The following is an 18,779-nucleotide window of genomic DNA, read 5'->3' as shown; positions in this document are numbered from 1 at the left end:
GGAAGGTGGGGTGGTGTTGGCCTCAGTCGATGCTGAAACTTCAGTCATAGCACTAGCTTTGCGTCGCCTCGGCGGGAGCTTCTGCCTCGGCTTGAGCTTCTGCGGAAGCCTTCTCGTCCGCTTGGCGTTTCAGGTTCTCGTCGACCTCGCCGTGCCAGAACTCGTTGGCCTTGGTGGTGTCGATCTCCAGCTCGAAGCGATCGGTCATCTCGGCGGTGACATCGGCCTTGTCGACGTAGAACTGCGAGTACCAACGGCGCATTTGGTAGACGGCGCCGTCCTCCTCGACCAGCAGCGGGTTGTCGATGCGGGTCTTGTTCTTCCAGATCTCGACATCCTGCAGGAAGCCCTGCCCGACACCCTTGGTCATGGCGCGCGAGAGCTTTCCGGTCATCTTCTCGTCCATGCCCTCGGGCTTCTGGACGATGACGCCGTATTGCAGCACAAAGGAATTCTGGTCGATGGGGTAGTGGCAGTTGATCAGAATCGACTCGGCCTTGTACCCGCCATAGTTGTTGTGTAGCCAGTTGATCATGAAGGAAGGCCCGAAGTACGAGGCCTCCGAATCCAGGATCTGCTCGCCGGTGTACTGCGAGGAACCGCCCAGCTGCACATCGGGACGACCGACGGTACGCAGGTACTGCGAGGCGATATGGCCCTCGAAGACGTTCTTGAAGTACGTCGGGAATCCGAAGTGGATGTAGTAGAAGTGCGCCATATCGGTGACGTTGTCCACGATTTCGCGGCAGTTGGAACCCTCGATGACGATGGTGTTCCAGTCCCAGGTGGTCCAGCCGTCATCGGCGAATTCCGGAACCTCTGGAATCTCGACATCATCCGTCGGACCGTTGCCTTCGGCGTCATGCCAGACGAAGAGCAGACCGCTTTTCACATCGGTGGTCCAGCTGCGGGTGCGGGCCAGCTTGGGAGTGCGCTTGGCGTACGGAACGAGCTTGCACTTGCCGTCGCCGCCCCAGCGCCAATCGTGGAACGGGCAGGCGACATTGTCGCCCTTGATGGAGCCCTGGGACAGATCGCCACCCATGTGGCGGCAATAGCCGTCCAGCACCTTGATATCGCCGTGGCTGTCGGCGAATACGACCAGTTTGGTGCCGAACGCGTCGATGGCGTGCGGCTCCCCGTCCCTGAACGATTCCGCGACGCCCAGGCAGTGCCAACCGCGTGCGTAACGCGTGGGGAGCTCGCCGACGTCGATCTCGCGAACGCCGATTCCTGCGGTGTCTGTGCTCATGGCGGGGCTGCCTCCAGTGTTTCGATGCTGGTCGCTGTGGCGACCACCTTCAACTAGAACATGTTACAGTTTTGGTCGCCGGAAGCGCAAGAAATGTGCCTGCCACAAGCGGAAATAAGATCCTTTGGCAGGGGTCGCTAGGGTATTTCGATGCCCTTGTACTCACTCGACGGAAAAAGCCCGAGCGTCCACCCGGAGGCGTTCGTCGCGCCGACCGCCTGTCTTATCGGAGATGTCACGGTGGAAGCCGGCGCCTCGATCTGGTTCAACACCGTCATTCGCGCCGATTACGCCCCGATTGTCATCAGGGCGGGTGCCAACATTCAGGACGGGTCGGTGCTGCACAGCGACCCGGGTATGCCGGTTGATATCGGTGAGGGAGCCACGGTGGCACACATGTGTCTGGTGCACAGCTGCACGGTGGGCGATGGCGCCCTGATCGGCAATCATGCGACGGTGCTCGACGGCGCCTCCATCGGCTCGCGCAGCATGGTGGCCGCGGGCTCGCTGGTGCTGGGTGGCACCCAAATTCCCGAGGACGTCCTGGTCATGGGCTCGCCCGCCAAGGTCAAGGGGCCGGTCGCGGGTACCCCGGCGGAGTTCCTCACCAAGGGCGTTCCCGCTGCCTACCAGGCGTTGGGCAAGCGCTATCTGACCGGTTTGGACACCTAGCGGCGTTACGCCCGCTCCTGTTCCCGTGTCAGTCGTAGGCACTCGGGGACGTTGAACAGCCGCATCATTCGCTGCTCCTTGGCGGGCAGCTGTGTGCGGACCTCGGCGGTGGGGACCACCCGCGGATGGGACAGCCTGAGCTGTTCGCCCGCCCGAAGCAATTCGGCGCCGCCCTGGGCCGTCACGTTGCGCACCCAGTCGGCCGACTGTCCGTAGGGCAGCAGGATCAGCACCGTGCCGTCCGGCGCGTTGAAGGCCTCGACCGGGGTCTCATAGGCGTGGCCGCTGCGTCTTCCGATGTGCCGAATGACGGCCGTGGAGGTGGCGTCCGTTCCGGCGGTGGACATGATCCTCGGATTGGTGACGGCCCGATTGAACCGACGGATGGCGTTGAGAATGGGGCGATTCTGCAGGCGTATGCCCGCCACGACCAGTGAGAACAGTGTCAGTGGCACGGCGGCGATGACACCGATGACGACGAGGGCGACAACCACGCGATCAGGCTACTGGGGTCCGATCGGGGTGTGACCGGGATCTCTGGACGTGCGTCCCACTTCTGCCGGAATTCTTTTTAGGCTTGCCTTACCTAATAGATTCCAAATCGCAAGGGGATGGCATGAGGAAGATTCGAGTCGCGGTCATCGGCGCAGGTCCGGCCGGTATATATGCCGCCGACATCCTCACCAAGGAGTACGAGCAGGCGCAGGTTGACGTCTTCGATCGGCTGCCCGCGCCGTACGGCCTGGTGCGCTACGGCGTGGCGCCGGACCATCCGCGCATCAAGGAGATCATCAAGGCCCTACGCCGGGTGCTTTCCCGCGATGAGATCAGATTCATCGGCAATGTCCATTACGGCACCGATATCAAGCTCTCGGACCTACGCCGCTTCTATGACGCGGTGATCTTCTCCACCGGCGCCCGCGCCGATCGCGAACTCGATATCCCGGGCATCGATCTGCCGGAAAGCTACGGTGCCGCAGATTTCGTGTCCTGGTACGACGGTCATCCCGATGTCCCCAGGGACTGGCCGCTGACCGCCACGAGCGTTGCGGTCCTGGGCGCGGGAAATGTGGCGCTCGATATCGCCCGGATGCTGGCCAAACCCGCCGATGAACAACTCGGCACCGAGATCCCCGCCAACGTCTACCAGGGGCTGGCGCTCAACCAGGCCACCGATGTGCACGTCTTCGCGCGGCGCGGACCGGCCCAGATCAAGTTCAGCCCCATGGAATTTCGTGAACTGTCGCACTCGCCGAGCGTGGATGTCATTGTGCATCCGGAGGGATTCGAGATCGACGAGGGCAGCCAGCAGGCCATCAACTCGAGCAAGGCCACCAAGCTGGTCGTCGACACCATGATGAAGTACCTGGATCAAGAGCCCACCGGGGCGCCGCACCGTATTCATATCCATCTGTGCCAGTCGCCGGCGGCCGTGCTCGGCACCGGCCGGGTGGAGGGCTTGCGCACCGAGCGGACAGAGCTCATCGGCGACGGAACCGTCAGGGGAACAGGCGAATTCACCGATTGGCCGGTGCAGGCCGTTTATCGCGCGGTTGGTTACATTTCCTCGCATCTGGCCGACCTCCCGTTCGATCACCACGCTGGTGTCGTCCCTCATGACGCGGGCCGGGTGCTCGATATCGACGGGATTCCCGTCGAGTCCACCTACGTCACGGGGTGGGTCAAGCGCGGGCCCGTCGGATTGATCGGGCACACCAAATCTGACGCCGCCGAAACGATCGCGAGCCTGCTCGCAGACCTCCCGGGTATCCAACCCGCCGAAATCTCGGACCCCGATGCGATATTCGCGCATCTGCGGGGAAGCGGGATTGACTACACCACCTGGGAGGAGTGGGAGCGGCTCGACGCTCACGAGGTGGCACTCGGCGAAGAGCAGGGCCGCGAACGCATCAAAGTGGTACCGCGCGAGGAGATGATCAGCGCCGGGCGCCAGGCCTCTTAGCGTGAAGACACAAAGGCCCCCGACGCCTGAGCGCGGGGGTCTTTGTGTGCGTCTCCGGTGGCCCGCGGCCTGGCGGCGCGTAATGAGGAGGTGCTGTCGCCGCCCGGTACCGAGTTCTGTTGTGCAGACGCATTATTAGACGCAGTGTCCAGCTCTATCGGGTGTAGGAGGCTGGTCACGTAGCGTTGGTGTAAATGTCGCCCAATCAACGTCGTATCCACGTGCCCCGGGATAACGTGTTCTAGTTCCTGCAAGGTTGGAATGCAGACACGGGGAGTGATGCATGCGCGGAGGGCTCGGGGAGATCCCAGTAGCGGCGGGAACGCCGCTGATTGGGAACACCATGTCCATGTTCAACGACATGCCACGATTCTTCACAGAATGTTTTGAACGTTACGGACCCGTTTTCCGGGTTCGCGCGCTGAACCGCAGGTTCACCGTGCTGGCAGGTACGGAAGCGTCAATGCTGCCAGGTACGGCAGAAGGGCGGGACTGTCTGTATTCGATGCCCTCTTGGGAGGGTGTGTATGGCGCCTTCGGCGCCGAGAACGCGGTGATCGGCAATGATGGAGAGTCGCATGCGCGGTTCAGAGACATTATGCGACACGGCTATTCGAGACACGCATTGGATGGACGATATGACCAGATCATCGCGGTAATCGATGACTGGCTTGACCGTTACTGTCCGGTGGGGCAGTTGATACCGGCGGTCACCACGATTCAACGACTGAGCGTTGCGGAAGTCGGCGTGGCGGTGGCCGGTGCACCGTTTTTCGATGATGTCGATGATCTGCGAACGCACATCCATTGGATAACCAACGTCCATCTACTCAAGCGTTGGCCCGGCTGGATGCTGAAGCTTCCGAAGTTCTTGAAAGCCAAGGCAATAATGGAGAAGAACGCGGCCGAGACATTGGCCTTCTTTAGGGCCCGGCCGCCCATGGCCGATGATGACTTCGGCCGCCGCCTGCTCGACGACTTGGTCGCGGCGAATCGGGAGGACCCCGATTTCATGGCGGATCGTGAACTCCCTTTCAATCTCTTCATTCCGTTCATGGCAGGACTGGACACGACATCCAATACCATTGCCGCTGTTCTTTATATGCTCTGGCGCAGGCCAGATATCTATCGCGAGGTGCTGGCTGAGGCCGACCGATTGTTCGCACTCGATAGCATTGACGAGCCGTCATTGTTCGAGTCCATCCCGGTCCTGGACGGATGTGTCAAGGAAACGATGCGGATGTTTCCTTCGGTTCCGGTCTTGATGCGACACGCGCGCCGCGACTTCACCTTCGCGGGCTATCGCATCGAAGCCGAGGAGCCCATCATGATCGCGACATGTGTCCCGCACTTCCTCGAAGAATTGTTTGTTTCTCCACATGATTTCGATCCTTGGCGGTTCCTTGGAGATCGGAAGGAACATCTACAGCCGGGTGCGTACTCGCCGTTTGGGCGCGGGCCTCACTTGTGCCTCGGCAAGCGGATCGCCGAGGTGATAATTCCGCTTTCCGTTGCCAGGCTGATACACCAACGTGAATTCGCGCCGTCGAAGGCTGACTATCAGCCCACCGGAAGGCACAGCTACGGGACGGAATTGGCGCTGAATATGCGGCTTGACGTTGGGGCCAGAAGGCCATTACGAGCAGAGGTTTGATATGGCACGACAATTTGTCACCCGATTCTTCGACCGAGTGTCCGGGATCTATGACGCTCCCGCGTTGCAGCGTAGCGTCTACCGGCCGAATCATGACGCGGTGGTCGCCGTCCTGCAGCAGATGAGGCCCACCAGTGTGGCTGATATTGGCTGTGGCACAGGGGTTCTCACTGCAAGAATTGCCGACGAATTTGGTGTAACAGTACATGGATGTGATCCCAGCCCGGGGTTGTTGGCGAAAGGCATCGCACGGTCGTCCAAGGTGTCGTGGCATGAGGCTTCTGCGGAACGCTTGCCATTGGAAAACGCTTCGGTGGACGCGGTGACTAGCACCGAGGCCTTCCATTTCTTCGACCAGCCCGCCGCGCTGGCAGAGTTTCGCCGGGTCCTGCGGCCTAGTGGATTCATCGTGATCGCATCGTTCAATCTGTATCCGTGGATTGCTCGGTTGACGGGACGTGACCACCCCGATGCGCCGCTGACCACCGCGAAAGTACTCAGCGAGCGTATTACTCGTTGCGGTTACACGGTATTGGGCCAGTGGCCGGTCAAACGATTCACCCGGATATGGGTGCCCACCACCCTGACACTCGCGCGCCCCAATTCACCCGCGGGATCGGCGTAGACGCTGTAATCCCATGTGGACGAACAGCTTCACGACATTGACTGCGGTGCCGCGGTAGACGGTTATCGGACTGACGTCCGCGAGTCGCTGCATGCGCCGCATAGTTTCCTCCAGATCGTGTGCCTGAGGGAATATCGGAAAGAGGAATCTTCCCCGGCTGAGGATGACACCGCATCGTTGTAGCACGAGGTTTTCGAAAGATGATTCGGTCATCTCGGCCGCGAAAGATCCTGACTTAAAAGGAAAGTACTTTCGCGAGGGAATCAGTCGCAGCTGTGCGCCACCGCCGGTAACCCCTTCGTAGAGTGAGGACTTTTTGACCAGTTGTTCAAGGCCCTCGGCGAGAATCTCGCGGGCTTTTCGGCGTTCGGCGTGAGCTCCTGGGGTATCTACTTTAGCCAGGGCATGTGTGGCGATATGAGCGCCCAAGTTGTTGCGGTACTGGGTCTGTAGCTGATCCACTGCGGCGCTGTCCGTGCGGCGCGCAGCGTCGACCACCTGTCGAGTGGTCAACGCTGCTGCCATCGGAATAGTCATGTCCGAAAGTGGCTTTGAAATGGCGACTAGATCCGCCGACGGCAGATTCCGCGCATGGTAGAGAAACTCTTCGCCTGCGCGCCACGCGCCGGTGAGTATCTCGTCGACCCCTATCAGGTAACCGCCGGCGGGTTTGAGATCTTCGATGATCTTCAGCAGGTGTTGGGGTATCGGTAAACACGAGCTGCCCTGGATGAGCTCGCACCACACCAAGCCGACGGAGGGATCGGACAGTGCATGCGTGAGTTGCTTCGCGGCGTCGGTAGAGAACGGGTCCACGAAGACCACCCCCGGGCAGTAGGGCGCGAATGCATCGGGAATAGAGGAAGGCAGTGGGGGACCGTAGCGGCTGACACTGATGGGGGCGAGCGATCTGCCGGAGAAGTTTCCGGTGAACGAGACGATCTTGGGCCGCAGTGGCCGCGCCAGTCGCGCCAGTGCCAAGGCATTCTCCACGGCGGTGGTTCCACTGACCGCAGTGAACATCTCGGGGAATCCGCTCAGCCTGTGCAAGGTATCGGCGAGTTGCGTGGAATAGTCCACACTTTCGTCGTGGTCGGTGAAGACATCTCGGACGTTGTCCGGCGGATTGTGACCACGCAAGTTGGATCCCATACCTCCTGTGCAATCGCACAGACTGCGCCCGTCGGAAAGCTCCATGGTCATACCTGCGGCATGGCGAAACTCGAAATCCAAACCGAACGATTCCAGGAGAGTCACCGCGTGCGGATTGACGTATCGACCGAAGTACTCATTGCGGACCTTGCGATCTGCCCCGATCTGGCGCAGCACCGCTTCATCCTGATGGCGTAGGAGTTCTCTACGGCGCAAGGTGTCGATGGCGATGGTGAGTACACCGGTGCTGGACGAGAACGTGGATCCCTGCGACATCCCGTCCAAGGGGTTGTCCCAGACGCGGTACGCATGGGGAGTCATCAAAAGGCACCCGAAGGGTACCTGGTCGTCGACCAGGTGTTCTCCGTAGATGTACATGTCGGCTGCAGTCGCGGCGGCGCCAAAGCCGGTGTCGCTGAGGGTGGCGGCCAACGGGCGGGTGTCATAGACACCGCTCAGCAGTCCCCGTGCACGTGCGACCTCATTGAGGGTGCGGAGGGACATGTTGTCAGCACCCTCGCCGAGCACGCTCAGTACGGCCGAGAATGCTTCCGAGGACAGAAGTTCCGCTGCCGTGCGCACCGAGGGTTCAAACCGAATTCCGGGTACCAGTGCCGTGTCAATTGGCTCATCGAGTGGATTGAAGTACGTCTTCAGCGCAGGTGGTGCTCCGACGATCAGTACCGAATTGCCATTCTTAGCATTGATGTTTCCGCTGTGGCGGGCGATTCTCACCGCCGCGGAGATGGCCTCTTCCGGCGAATTCTTAAGCAGCAAAAAGTGATTGGTACTGGGATCGTGGAGTCGACTCAGGAGGTACCCCAATTGCGCTGCTTCGGGCGTGATGGCCAAGCCTGCGAACAATAGGTTCGGACGGCCGTCGCGGTTGAGGTCGGCCAGCGTGTTGAGCGTGGCTGCGGTGGGCGTGCTGTACCTCCCGTTATGCACCATGGCTCGCCTACGACTGCTCAAGGAATTGGCTGATCGCGGCGTACGAGGTCAGGGTGGGGGCAAGGTCGGGTGGGACGGTCACACCATACTCGGACTCGATGGACATCATCAGCATGGTGTGCCGCAACGAGTCCCAATTCTTGACATTGTCGATATCAGGTTCGTCGGGCAGGTCCGCGATGTCGCGTTTGAACACCTTGGCCATCAGCTCGCGTAGCGCAACACTCATTGCGTGATGACTCCGTTCAATCGTGTAACCGCTTCCTCGCCAAACTGTTCGCTCAGCACCGATACCCATCGCTCCAGCCCGAAGGCCACGCATCCGGAGTAGGCGGCAGACTCGTCGGGGAGCTGGATACCGCACCGCTCGCCGAAAAAGTTGCGGTGAAAATTGACCGAGCCGATCGCCAGCGGCTCGCGTTTGCCGTGGTAGACGAACTCTTGCTTTACCGGGAAGAGTTGTGCCATCAGTGCGCGCGCTCCACCGGATTCGAAGAAGGGGTCAGTGGAGTTCTCCAGTGCGAGTGGAAGACCAAGGTGCTCTGCGAATGCTGTAACAACCTTCTTCAGATCGGCGAGGTTGTCCAACACTTGCTCGCGTTCGCCAAGGAAGACGATCTCGCGCATGGTGAAGGCCAGCAGACGACGATCGTGATACTCGTCCTCGCGCCGGAAACAGGTGGCAGACGTGGTGATGGTGTGCTGGGCAGTAAGAAGCTCTCCACGCAGTGACAGATAGACGTTGAAGCATGCCGCCGATGGCAATGCATAGTGCACAGTATCGACATCCGCCGTGCCGATGTGATCGGTGGGAGATTCTTGAGACGCGTACTGCTTCTGTGCTGCGGGGTTCAATCCGGTCGCGAGGACCGCCAGCTGCGGGAAGTTGCGGAAATAGTCGAGCTGCGCAAGTCCCTCTACGTCGACGAGAGGTGGATAGTGCATCGGCCTCGCTCCCGCTTGCCGCGCCCAGGAGAGAAAGACCTCATCAAGGCTTGTGCGCAGCGCGGATGTGGACTCATCGAATGTGACCAGCCCCGCGGCGGCGGTCATCCCTTGCCGGTAGTCGTTGCTCATGAGAAGAACCGTGCCTCTATCTGATTGATGGTCCGAAAGTCGTCGGGGACAACATCTTCTAGATTTATCTCTTGCCCTGTCTTCTCCTCGAGTCGATACAGAAATTCCACGAACATCATCGAGCTGATGATGCGGGATTCGATGAGGTCCAGGTTCGGATCGAGAGGGCCGATGTCGGGTCGCCGCTCGCGGAGGAAGTCCATGACGAACTGGTGGCCGACTCCGCTGCTGGTCATGTGTTTGCCCCGGATTCCAGGCAGCCGATTCTGGTCAAGTACTCAGTGGGACGTTTGAGCATGTTTCCTTTGTGTTCCTTCCACCCGTCGGATGCCAAGACGTTGCGGCGCAGCGCATATGGTTCCGGAAGTCCGGTATCGCGATAGGCCGCCGGACTGACCGTGGACTGTGCGGAGACATCCATGTATGTGCTTAGGTGATCGCCGATCTCGCGGAGTCTTTCCGTGGTGAGTTCTTCTCTGAGCCTGGTCCAGAGGTGCCCGACGATTTGACGACCGAACGCGATGTGGCGAGACTCGTCCCGATGATGAATCGCGTTGACTTGGCGCACAGTGGTATGTAACCGCTTGTCGGTAGCCATCTTTGCGTTGTAATAGTCCACGATTTCCTCGAAGATCCACAGCCTCGCGAAGACCAGGAAATCGGCGGCGTCGGGGTCCCCGGAATTGTTGAAACGCATCTGCTTGTCGTCGTAGATCTTTTGGCCGTAGTTCGTGCAGAACCTTGCGAAGAACCACATGTGCTCGTTCTCCTCGCCGAGGATGTGGTGTAGATACTCCGAGGCGGGCTCGAATCCTCTGGTGTGGATACGGGCGGCGATCTCGATGAGCAGTTCGCGGATCCCATGCACGTTTAGGCTGTAGAAATTGATGCTTTCCCAACGACTCAGCGCTAAAAGCTGTGCGTCGGACAACTGGCCCTCATAGACGGTGTTATGCACCGACAACAGTTCTGGACTCATCCAGTACTCGTCCAGTGGCAGCTCCGCCGGCCAGTCGAAGGTGCGATACGGATTGTAGTAATCCCGCTCGGACATCTCAGACAGTCGGTCCAGAAGGCGCATCAGATCGGTGTCATCATCAGTGATCGCAGCGTGTTTCGTCATATCGGTACTCCGTTGGGGGACTGTGCTTCCGGGAGGGGAACCGGTGCGATTCGTAGACGAGTTTTCGGTGCGGATTCTTCCCCGCCGCAACGGTGGCGCGCAATCGGCTGCGCTGCGCTGCGGCCAGTGGGCAGTACGCGGTTGGACCGAATGCTCATGTTTGGGTCAGATAGCAATGGGTTTGCGTTGGGCAGCATTGCCGAGAAGAGCCCGAAGATCGGATCGATCACGCGCACGGTGCCGTCGCTGTCGAGTACTTCGACCCATGCGTGCACGAGATCAAGCATCCCCAACACCCATCCCCGGCGGGTGCGCACATTCAAACCGGCCCTTCGCAACTCGCGTTCCAGATACAAGCTCGCACTGACACATGTCGCCACCCCGTGCGCTTCGAGTAAATCGACCTCGATGTGTAGTTCGGGTGGCAGTTTGACCCAGCGAGGACGGTTGTCGAGAAAGGCTGAATAGATCTCGCGGATCTCCGGCGACAGTATCGCTGCGTGATCACCGCCGAGCCTCAGCGATGCCTGTAGCGATAACGCCCCGTCGTCTGTGACGCTGTGCAGCAGTCCGTCGGAATCTACTACGGGCGATGCCCCCTCGTTCGGCTCCACGGCGATCGATCCCCCGTACAACTCGGGAATAGGCACGGCAAACGTAGATTCCGCGTTACCCCCGCAGGTATCGGGTTGTGGGCAAGAGATATCCGCGCGAAAGGACCAGCTGCGCCGCACTAGTAGATCGTCAAGCGGTGACGACATCCATCGCAAGGCAAATCGAAAGGACATCTCCGGCGGTGTAGCACCGGATCCGCTGTAGAGCGCGAGGTTGAAAAGATCGCATTGGTCGTACCAAGTCTCCCCATCGAGTATTCGATGGGGCAGCCCCTGGGCGGTCAATTCGTCGAGAGTGGCGGTGCCACAGCCGAGTAATTGCTCTGCGACGGCCGCGGACGTATCGGGTGACCAGTATTCACACGGCACCGGGAACAGCGTTTCAAGCGCGTTGAGCAACGGGCTGGGATCTGCCGAAGACTGTGTCATAAGCGATCTTTCACCCCGGGACGCCACATCGTGATCAGTGCCTCTCCGGTGGGGAGGACGTATTCCTGTTGCTCCTCAAAGCCTAGGAGTCCGTACAGCTCGAGTAGATGAGGGCCCGCTGCCTCCAGAAACGCGTTCCGGTGCTCGGGATCGACATGTTCGGTGAGAACCTTGCGCAGCAACATGACGCCAATTCCGCGGGTATCGCTGGCGGCGCCGACCGTCCAGAAATGTACGTACGGTTCGGTCGGTCGCATGTCCTCGATGTCGTTCAGAATCTTGGCTCCCCGCATCATCGTTCGTGGGCCTGCCAGCAGTAGCGAGGGCACGGCGGCAGGTAATCGGACCAGCCACGACCACCACGGAAAGTCGGTTCCGTTCGGGTAGGCGATCACGACGCCGCTCAGCCGCCCATCGGTATAGGCGCCGTACACGTAGGCCCGTCGCCCGAAGGCGATGACCAGTTCGGCGAGGTTGAAACAGCGCAAGGTGAATCGCCGGCTGGATTCCGCCTTCGGACTAACCGCCAGACATAGCGGGTCGTCGATGAACGCTGCGGCCAATAATTTTGAGGCAGACAGGACTTCACGCTTGGGCAGTCGGCGTACGGTGACTTGCGGCGCGGTCATGGTGCGACCTCATTTCGTATATCAGGTATGGGACGGGCGAATTCGGGTGCATGTTCTGGCATTAATCCGATTGCCATCGCGTAACCGGCAGACCGGCACAGCGCTGGGAATCGCTGCATCAAGACGGCCCCCAAAGGGGTGCGATGGTTGTCGATCTGCGGTGCCTGTCCGGGTACGTGGCGCTGAATCCGGCGATGGGCCATGCGTTGAAAGAGCTGGTAGACCACCGTGGGAATCCAGCGTCTGCGCTGCACTCGCCGCAGATCCCTGGTTGTCACGCAATGCGCGAGGAGAGGGTTAGCGAGTAGTCGCGCCGCGGCGGCTGCGTCCGCGACAGCCAAGTTCACGCCAACACCCCCCAGCGGTGACATGGCGTGTGCGGCGTCGCCGATGAACAGCGCGCCATCTACGTACCAGCGGCGAAGCCGGTTCAATCGCACGTCGAGAAGCTTGATGTCGTCCCAGCTTCGAAGTGACCTCACGCGATCGGCGAAATGCGGTACTAGCTCGGCAATCGCATGTGTCAGGGTGGACAGGTCGCCCTCTCGCGCCGCTTGATCGGCGCCTTTGCCGATGAGGAAGCCGCACTGGTAGTAGTCACCACGGTCGAGCATGAGCATCAGCCGTCGCGAACTCACCCGTGCGCGCAGGCCCACAGGATCATCCGGGTGCTTCGGAAGCTGGAACCACCACACGTCGATCGATGAACCGAAGGGCCGTGGGCGGAGGCCCACGGCGTCTCTGAGCGCGGAGTTGCGCCCATCGCATCCGACAATCAGATGCGCTGCCAAAGTCTGCTTCCGGCCATCGATGTCACGGTATTGAACGGCGGTGACCCTGCCGGCTTGCGACTTCACCACGCCGGTGACTTCGCAGCTACGCATCAAGCGAAAGTTCGGTAGCTGTTCGGCCGCGTGCGCCAGCATCTCCAGGAATTCCGCCTGCGGCGCCATCGCGATGTGCTTGTGTGCGCCCGGCAGACCTGTCATATCGGCCATGACAAAGGTGCCGCTGTCGAGTTGGACCCCGATCTTCTCGACGACCTGATGGTCTATTTCCTTGAAGGCGGGCCCGAGGCCCAGTTCGTCGAGCATCGCGAGGGTGCTGGCGTGAACCGTGTCACCGCGGAAATCACGGAGAAAATCGGCGTGTTTCTCGAGCACAGTGACGGTGAGTCCGGCCCTGCTCAGCATGAGGCCGAGGACCATTCCGGCGGGTCCACCGCCCACAATGGCGCACTCGACGTCACGCGGAGGCACGGCGATTCCCCACAACTCTCACGGCGAAATTCTCCGCCGGACCCGTCGATGCCAACCGCTTTTTCAATTCATAGATGGGTGGATCGAGAATGATCTCTGTCCGGAATAGTAGCCGCGCCATGATGATCATCATGAGTTCTTCCGCTACGCCTTTGCCTATGCACATGTGTTCGCCCCGTCCAAATGGCGAATAGGCGCCGGGCTGTCGGTGTTGGGCGGCACGTGCGGAATATCGATGTACATCGAATTCTTCCGGATTTTCGTAACAATCGTTCAGGAAATGCGATACGGAAGTCGCTGCCAGTATCCTGCTTCCTTTGCGGACGCGATATCCGTGGAATTCAAAATCCTTCTTCGCGAATCGCACCAAAGTGGCGGCTACGGGATGAAGGCGCATCGTTTCATTGATAGCACCGTGAAGGGTGGGGGCACCACGGAAAAGTGACTCATGTTCGACGTTGTCACCGGCGAACAACTGATCGAGCTCCTGCCGTATTGCATCCAGTACAGAAGGGTTGCTAAGAATCATGTACAAAGCCAGTGAAGTGGTTGATGCCGTTGTCTCGATACCTGCGAAGAAGGGTAGGAGCGCATTGATCACGGTGTTGTCCTGCAACTCCCCGCCAGACTCGGGTTGGTAGGTGTCCAGAATGTCGTCGATCAGGGTTGGCTTGCTGCCGCGCGTACCGTTGCCGCGCCGCTCGGCGGCGATTCGCAGGGTGTCGGATGCGAACTCGATGACGCGTTGTCGCTCGACAAGATAGCGGCCGCGGCGCAACATGAACTTGGGAATTTGTTGTACTGGAACAACTTTCAGAATACGATCCGAAACATAGCTGATGGAGTCAACGATTTCATCCGAGGGTAGTGAGCCCGACATCAGGGTGCCCAGCAGCCGAATCACCAAAGACTGCATGGCAGTGACGACCGGTACGCTGCTGCCCTGTTGCCACGTGCTGTCGACACTGCCATCGATGATTCGGACGGCCTCGTCGTAGCGGCCCGTGATGGCGTCTCGGGAATAGCCGCGTTGAAGTGCTCCGCGTATCTCCTTGTGTTCCTGTCCATCTGTGGTGACCAGCGTCGCGGTTGCTGAGAATTCCTCTTCTATGAATTTCCAGGCATTGCCAACGGTGAGGCATTCGCGTCCATCACGGCTGCTGACAAAGGCTGCGGCTTCCATCCCGCTCAGCACGATGTAGGTTTGATATAGCGTCTTCAGCTCGGACACGGGGCCATACTTGAGGTGTTTGTAAAGCAAAAACTGTGTGGGATCGAGCATCATGCCGGCGGTATCGCCTAATCGGGGAATGACTTCCAGTCTTTGCATGAGGTGGAGCTTGGTATCTGCAAGCACGGCGTCATGCTACAGATTTGGTGATGCCCGTCTGGGGAATCTTGAAGAATTCACTTCTCGCCGCTGCGGCTTCCATACAATCGGCTTGGCACCGGCGAGGTGGTGTCAAAATCTGCAATTCGTGTCCGATTTCTCTCCTGAGAGTGCTGGCTATGGCGAATGAGTGGGGTCCCCATACAGTCGAGAGTTGGGGTTTTGTGCAGCGAACGCTGCAAGATTTGAACACGACGTTAAGAAATGGCGCGATTGATGAATCCGAGCAATTGGAGGCGGCGCGGTTTCTTGCCAGGGTGATGACATTGTCGACGGAGATGACGCTCGACGCGGACCCGGACAACCCCTGGTTTCTGGACATGTGTACCGCGGGACGGATGGTGGGTGGGCCCAACCCCGACGGCAACTATTACCTGGCGATGGTCGGTGGCGGACGCACGTATCGACTCACGGGCCATCGCGGCACGTCGGTTTACTTGGGTATTCAGATCCTCGCTGGCATCGGGATGGAGCCGCGGCGGATGGCGGCATTCGTCAGCGACACCGATCTGGTGCTCGACAAGGCCGGCGCCTTCGACCTTGTGCTGTCAAGCGTGAGACCTGCGGACGATGTGCTCGCCGGGGCGCAATGGGTGCAGACCCCGCCGGATGTGTCGAGCTTCGTGGTGCGCGAATACATTGCCGACGCCACCGAGGAGGTTCCAGCGACATTGGAGATCGAAGTCCTAGACCCGGGGCCTCCCACCCGCATCACCGACGAGGAACTCGCCGAGCGGTTCACCTCGATGGCGTGGGCGATGATCAAGCTTTCGACCCTGCACCTCACGATCAAGCCAGAGCTTTTGGAGCAGCCCAATGTGTTCGTGACGGCGTCTGCTCAGGTAGTGGGAGTCGCCGACGCTAACCCGGACAACCTGTACATGATCGGCACATTCGTTCTCGCACCGGATGAGACTCTCACATTGGAATTCGCGCCACCTGCCGTCAGATATTGGAATGTGACCCTGGAGAACATCTTTCATGAACTCCTCGAACCGCGGCGTCGGCACAGCTCGGTATCGAACAAGGGGGTTCGGCCGGACGCTGATGGGTTGGTGCGAATCGCGATCGGCGCCTCCGATCAGGGGCTCGGGCACTGGCTCGATACCGGCGGACGCAGGCGAGGTTTTGTCATCGTGCGGTGGTTGGACAATCCCGAGGCGCCCGCCGTCAAGGTGGCGGTGCGGTCCGAGGGGGACCGTTGACGTCCGCGGTCGAACGGCTTCGACTGGAGCGCCTTGTCGATGAGGCTTGTACGGCGGCCGGCTCCGATGATTTCGGTGAGGAAGACGGCTGGCGGGACGGGCTCGCGCGTGTGGTGGACGCGATGATCCACGAAGCACAGCTGAGTCCTCTGGGTGTGGAGTTCGGCGCGTCAGAATTAGTGCTTGCGATGCGCAACCGTCTCTATGTGTCCTCGTGGCGTGCCGAACATCCGGATGTCGTCCACGAGAAGGTTGAGCGACCAATTTTCATTGTGGGACAACCCCGTACCGGCACGACGATCCTTTACGACATGCTGGCGCAGGATCCCCAGTTGCGTTCCCCGCTGACCTGGGAAGTGGATAACCCTTACCCGGCACCGACAGCCGCGACGTACCGGACCGATCCGCGGATCGAACAGACGCAATCGCAGTACGACATGGTGGAGTCCATGATGCCGGGATTCCAGAAGATTCATCCGATGGGTGCGCTGCTCGGCCAAGAATGCGTCCGAATTTGGACGGGACAGTTCCGGAGTATGGTTTTTTCGTCGTCCTATCGAATCCCGTCGTACTATCGATGGTTGCTCTACGAGCCCGACTATGGCCCCGCATACAGGTACCATCGCCGGTACCTTCAGCATTTGCAGTCTGGTGTGCCGGGTCGTTGGCTGCTGAAATCACCCGCACATATCTGGTCGCTTGACGCATTGTTCGGTGAGTATCCCGACGCATTCATCGTCCAGACGCATCGTGATCCATTGAAGGTTCTCGCGTCGGTCAGCGCGACCATTCACCATCTGCGAAAAATCGGCTCGGACGGAAGCAAACTTGCAGATGTCGCCGAGCAATGGCACGAGGAAATCGGTGTCGGGCTTAAGCGAGAGATGCACTTCCGCGACGAGGGTGCGGTGCCCGTCGACAGAATTTTCGACGTCCGGTTTGCGGATTTCATCGCCCGCCCGTTCATGGTGGTCAGGCAGATCTATAACCGCCTGGATCTGGAACTGCGACCCGAGGTGGAGGAACGGATGCGGGAGTTCTTACGTGCGAACCCCAAAGAGAATGCTGGTGCCTGGTACTCCTGGCACGACACCGGACTGGACTTCGACACCGTTCGCAACGAGGTCGCCGAATACCAGGAGCGCTACGACGTTCCCTCGGAACCGCTTCGCTGATGTGGCGCGTCCGGTGTAGCTAGACCTTCTTCGCGGTTCCGGCGACCTTGTCGAACTCCCAGTAGGCCCGGAGCACGACGAGCTTGCCGTCCTCGTTGGCCTCGTAGGTGAACACCCCCTCGGCCGTCATCTGATAGCCGTTCATGGTGGTGATGATTCGTCCCACGTTGGCTTGATGAGTACCGCAGTCGTAGGTGGTGTCGAAGATGAAATCGAGTTTCTCGGTGGGTGCGATGATGTTGTCCCAGAAGGCCTCAATGGCCTCCTTGCCGCGATGCCCCTTGCCGTCGGGATTGAACGGCGACGGGCCGACCGGGTCCTGCACCACGGCGTCCTCGGCGAAGTTATCGACCCAGGCCTGCTTGTCGCGGGCCTCCACGGCCGCGCGCGAACGCTTACCCGCGTCATCTGCCAGGCTCATGCTGTCTGTACCTCCGGCTTCTCGGATCCGACAACCCACATCGAGTAGTACTGCGAGCCACCGCCGTATGCGTGGCCCAGGGCCTTCTTAGCACCGGGAACCTGATGATCGCCTCCCTTGCCCATCACCTGAATGGCGGCCTCGGCGAACCGGATAAGACCCGAGGCACCGATCGGATTCGAGGAGAGCACGCCGCCCGAGGCGTTGACCGGGATTCTGCCGCCGATAGCGGTCTCGCCGGCCTGGGTCAGCTTCCAGCCCTCGCCCTCGGCCGCGAAGCCCAGGTTCTCCAGCCACATCGGCTCGAACCACGAGAACGGCACGTAGATCTCCGCGGCGTCGATCTCGTCGATCGGGCTGGTGATGCCGGCGTCTTTCCACAGTGCGGCGGCGGCATCCCGTCCGGCCTGCGGGTTTACCCGATCACGCCCGGTGTAGTCGAGGGGTTCGGTGCGTAGCGCGGTGGCATGCACCCAGGCGACCGTGTGGCCCTCGGCGATACGGCGATCCGCTGTCGCTTCGTCTCCCACCACAATCGCGCAGGCACCGTCCGAGGACGGGCACGTCTCGTCGAACCGGATCGGATCCCACAGCATGGGGGAGGCCATCACCTTCTCGACGGTGATATCGGGTTGATGCAGGTGAGCCAGCGGATTCTTGGCGGCATTGAGCCGGTCCTTCACCGCGACGATGGCGCCGGTGTCCAAGGGTGCCTTGGAGCGCTCGATGTAGGCGCGCACATGCGGGGCGAAGTAGCCTCCCGCACCCGCGCCCACCGGCACCGAGAAGGGGACGGGAATCGACAATGCCCACATGGCATTCGATTCCGACTGCTTCTCCCATGCCAGCGCGAGTACCCGGCGGTACTTGCCCGACTGCACCAGGCTGGCCGCGACCACGCCGGTGGACCCGCCGACCGATCCGGCGGTGTGCACCCGGATCATCGGCTTTCCGGTCGCACCGATGGCGTCTGCCATGAACAGCTCCGGCATCATGACACCCTCGAAGAAGTCGGGGGCCTTCCCCACGACGACGGCGTCGATATCGTCCCAGCCCACGCCGGCATCGGCCATGGCACGGTCAATCGCTTCGCGCACCAGGCCGTTCATGGAGACGTCGTGGCGTTTGGCTACGTACTTGGTCTGCCCGGTGCCCAGAACGGCAGCGAGATTCTTTGATACACCCACG

Annotated in this window: 19 protein-coding genes; 6 read left to right on the top strand and 13 right to left on the bottom strand. The window is 60.4% G+C overall.

The annotated features are described in order from the left end of the window. Positions 1-52 precede the first annotated feature (52 nt). Complete coding sequence (locus tag ABG82_RS23800; RefSeq protein WP_043076746.1) at positions 53-1,252, bottom strand: Rieske 2Fe-2S domain-containing protein; 1,200 nt, start codon at positions 1,250-1,252, stop codon at positions 53-55. 150 nt (positions 1,253-1,402) lie between these two features. On the opposite strand from ABG82_RS23800, the gene ABG82_RS23795 reads away from it, so the two are divergent. Further along, positions 1,403-1,924 (top strand): gamma carbonic anhydrase family protein, encoded by a 522-nt coding sequence (locus tag ABG82_RS23795; RefSeq protein ID WP_043076745.1) that lies wholly within the window; start codon positions 1,403-1,405, stop codon positions 1,922-1,924. A gap of 5 nt (positions 1,925-1,929) precedes the next feature. Here ABG82_RS23795 and ABG82_RS23790 read toward each other — a convergent pair whose 3' ends face one another. Beyond that, a complete protein-coding gene (locus tag ABG82_RS23790) occupies positions 1,930-2,418 on the bottom strand; it encodes a nitroreductase family deazaflavin-dependent oxidoreductase (protein WP_043076744.1) in 489 nt (162 codons plus the stop codon). A 122-nt stretch (positions 2,419-2,540) separates the two neighbouring features. Here ABG82_RS23790 and ABG82_RS23785 point away from each other — a divergent pair, with 122 nt between their 5' ends. From ABG82_RS23785 to ABG82_RS23775, 3 genes are all read left to right on the top strand, one after another. After that, positions 2,541-3,887: an FAD-dependent oxidoreductase gene (locus ABG82_RS23785; RefSeq protein WP_043076743.1), complete on the top strand. Its 1,347-nt coding sequence runs from the start codon at positions 2,541-2,543 to the stop codon at positions 3,885-3,887. A gap of 283 nt (positions 3,888-4,170) precedes the next feature. Further along, positions 4,171-5,541, top strand: coding sequence for a cytochrome P450 (locus ABG82_RS23780; protein WP_052510938.1), 1,371 nt, complete (start codon positions 4,171-4,173; stop codon positions 5,539-5,541). Between the two features lies 1 nt (position 5,542). Further along, complete coding sequence (locus ABG82_RS23775; protein ID WP_043076742.1) at positions 5,543-6,166, top strand: class I SAM-dependent methyltransferase; 624 nt, start codon at positions 5,543-5,545, stop codon at positions 6,164-6,166. On the opposite strand, the gene ABG82_RS23770 is transcribed toward ABG82_RS23775, so the two are convergent. The 9 genes from ABG82_RS23770 to ABG82_RS23730 are packed head-to-tail and all read right to left on the bottom strand — an operon-like array spanning position 6,146 to position 14,757. Continuing rightward, positions 6,146-8,269 carry an aminotransferase class III-fold pyridoxal phosphate-dependent enzyme gene (locus ABG82_RS23770; RefSeq protein WP_043076741.1) on the bottom strand — a complete coding sequence of 708 codons (2,124 nt, stop codon included), beginning with the start codon at positions 8,267-8,269 and terminating at the stop codon, positions 6,146-6,148. The two genes, ABG82_RS23775 and ABG82_RS23770, sit on opposite strands and share 21 nt — an antisense overlap. 7 nt (positions 8,270-8,276) lie before the next feature. Next, positions 8,277-8,498: an acyl carrier protein gene (locus ABG82_RS23765; RefSeq protein ID WP_043076740.1), complete on the bottom strand. Its 222-nt coding sequence runs from the start codon at positions 8,496-8,498 to the stop codon at positions 8,277-8,279. Then, positions 8,495-9,346 carry a class-II aminoacyl-tRNA synthetase family protein gene (locus ABG82_RS23760; protein ID WP_052510937.1) on the bottom strand — a complete coding sequence of 284 codons (852 nt, stop codon included), beginning with the start codon at positions 9,344-9,346 and terminating at the stop codon, positions 8,495-8,497. The genes ABG82_RS23765 and ABG82_RS23760 overlap by 4 nt, the downstream gene beginning before the upstream one ends. Beyond that, entirely contained in the window at positions 9,343-9,582 is a 240-nt protein-coding gene (locus tag ABG82_RS23755; protein ID WP_043076739.1) for a phosphopantetheine-binding protein, read from the bottom strand. The genes ABG82_RS23760 and ABG82_RS23755 overlap by 4 nt, the downstream gene beginning before the upstream one ends. After that, entirely contained in the window at positions 9,579-10,469 is an 891-nt protein-coding gene (locus ABG82_RS23750) for a diiron oxygenase (protein WP_043076738.1), read from the bottom strand. The genes ABG82_RS23755 and ABG82_RS23750 overlap by 4 nt, the downstream gene beginning before the upstream one ends. Then, positions 10,466-11,512: a hypothetical protein gene (locus ABG82_RS23745; protein WP_043076737.1), complete on the bottom strand. Its 1,047-nt coding sequence runs from the start codon at positions 11,510-11,512 to the stop codon at positions 10,466-10,468. Before ABG82_RS23745 ends, ABG82_RS23750 begins: the two co-directional genes overlap by 4 nt. Beyond that, a complete protein-coding gene (locus ABG82_RS23740; RefSeq protein ID WP_043076736.1) occupies positions 11,509-12,141 on the bottom strand; it encodes a hypothetical protein in 633 nt (210 codons plus the stop codon). The genes ABG82_RS23745 and ABG82_RS23740 overlap by 4 nt, the downstream gene beginning before the upstream one ends. Beyond that, on the bottom strand, positions 12,138-13,400 hold the full coding sequence (locus ABG82_RS23735; protein WP_264029918.1) for an FAD-dependent oxidoreductase: 1,263 nt from the start codon (positions 13,398-13,400) through the stop codon (positions 12,138-12,140). The genes ABG82_RS23740 and ABG82_RS23735 overlap by 4 nt, the downstream gene beginning before the upstream one ends. Continuing rightward, entirely contained in the window at positions 13,387-14,757 is a 1,371-nt protein-coding gene (locus ABG82_RS23730; protein WP_054429850.1) for a cytochrome P450, read from the bottom strand. Before ABG82_RS23730 ends, ABG82_RS23735 begins: the two co-directional genes overlap by 14 nt. Before the next feature lie 152 nt (positions 14,758-14,909). On the opposite strand from ABG82_RS23730, the gene ABG82_RS23725 reads away from it, so the two are divergent. Continuing rightward, the gene (locus tag ABG82_RS23725; protein ID WP_043076734.1) at positions 14,910-15,995 is read left to right on the top strand and encodes a DUF1214 domain-containing protein; all 1,086 of its coding nucleotides are present in this window, start codon (positions 14,910-14,912) and stop codon (positions 15,993-15,995) included. After that, complete coding sequence (locus ABG82_RS23720; protein WP_043076733.1) at positions 15,992-17,170, top strand: sulfotransferase family protein; 1,179 nt, start codon at positions 15,992-15,994, stop codon at positions 17,168-17,170. The genes ABG82_RS23725 and ABG82_RS23720 overlap by 4 nt, the downstream gene beginning before the upstream one ends. A 19-nt stretch (positions 17,171-17,189) precedes the next feature. Here ABG82_RS23720 and ABG82_RS23715 read toward each other — a convergent pair whose 3' ends face one another. Beyond that, a complete protein-coding gene (locus tag ABG82_RS23715) occupies positions 17,190-17,591 on the bottom strand; it encodes a nuclear transport factor 2 family protein (RefSeq protein WP_043076732.1) in 402 nt (133 codons plus the stop codon). Next, positions 17,588-18,778, bottom strand: coding sequence for a thiolase domain-containing protein (locus ABG82_RS23710; protein WP_043076731.1), 1,191 nt, complete (start codon positions 18,776-18,778; stop codon positions 17,588-17,590). Before ABG82_RS23710 ends, ABG82_RS23715 begins: the two co-directional genes overlap by 4 nt. Position 18,779 lies beyond the last annotated feature (1 nt).

The sequence above is a fragment of the Mycobacteroides immunogenum genome, from assembly GCF_001605725.1.
GTDB lineage: Bacteria > Actinomycetota > Actinomycetes > Mycobacteriales > Mycobacteriaceae > Mycobacterium > Mycobacterium immunogenum.
This window is presented reverse-complemented; position numbering and strand designations above follow the sequence as displayed.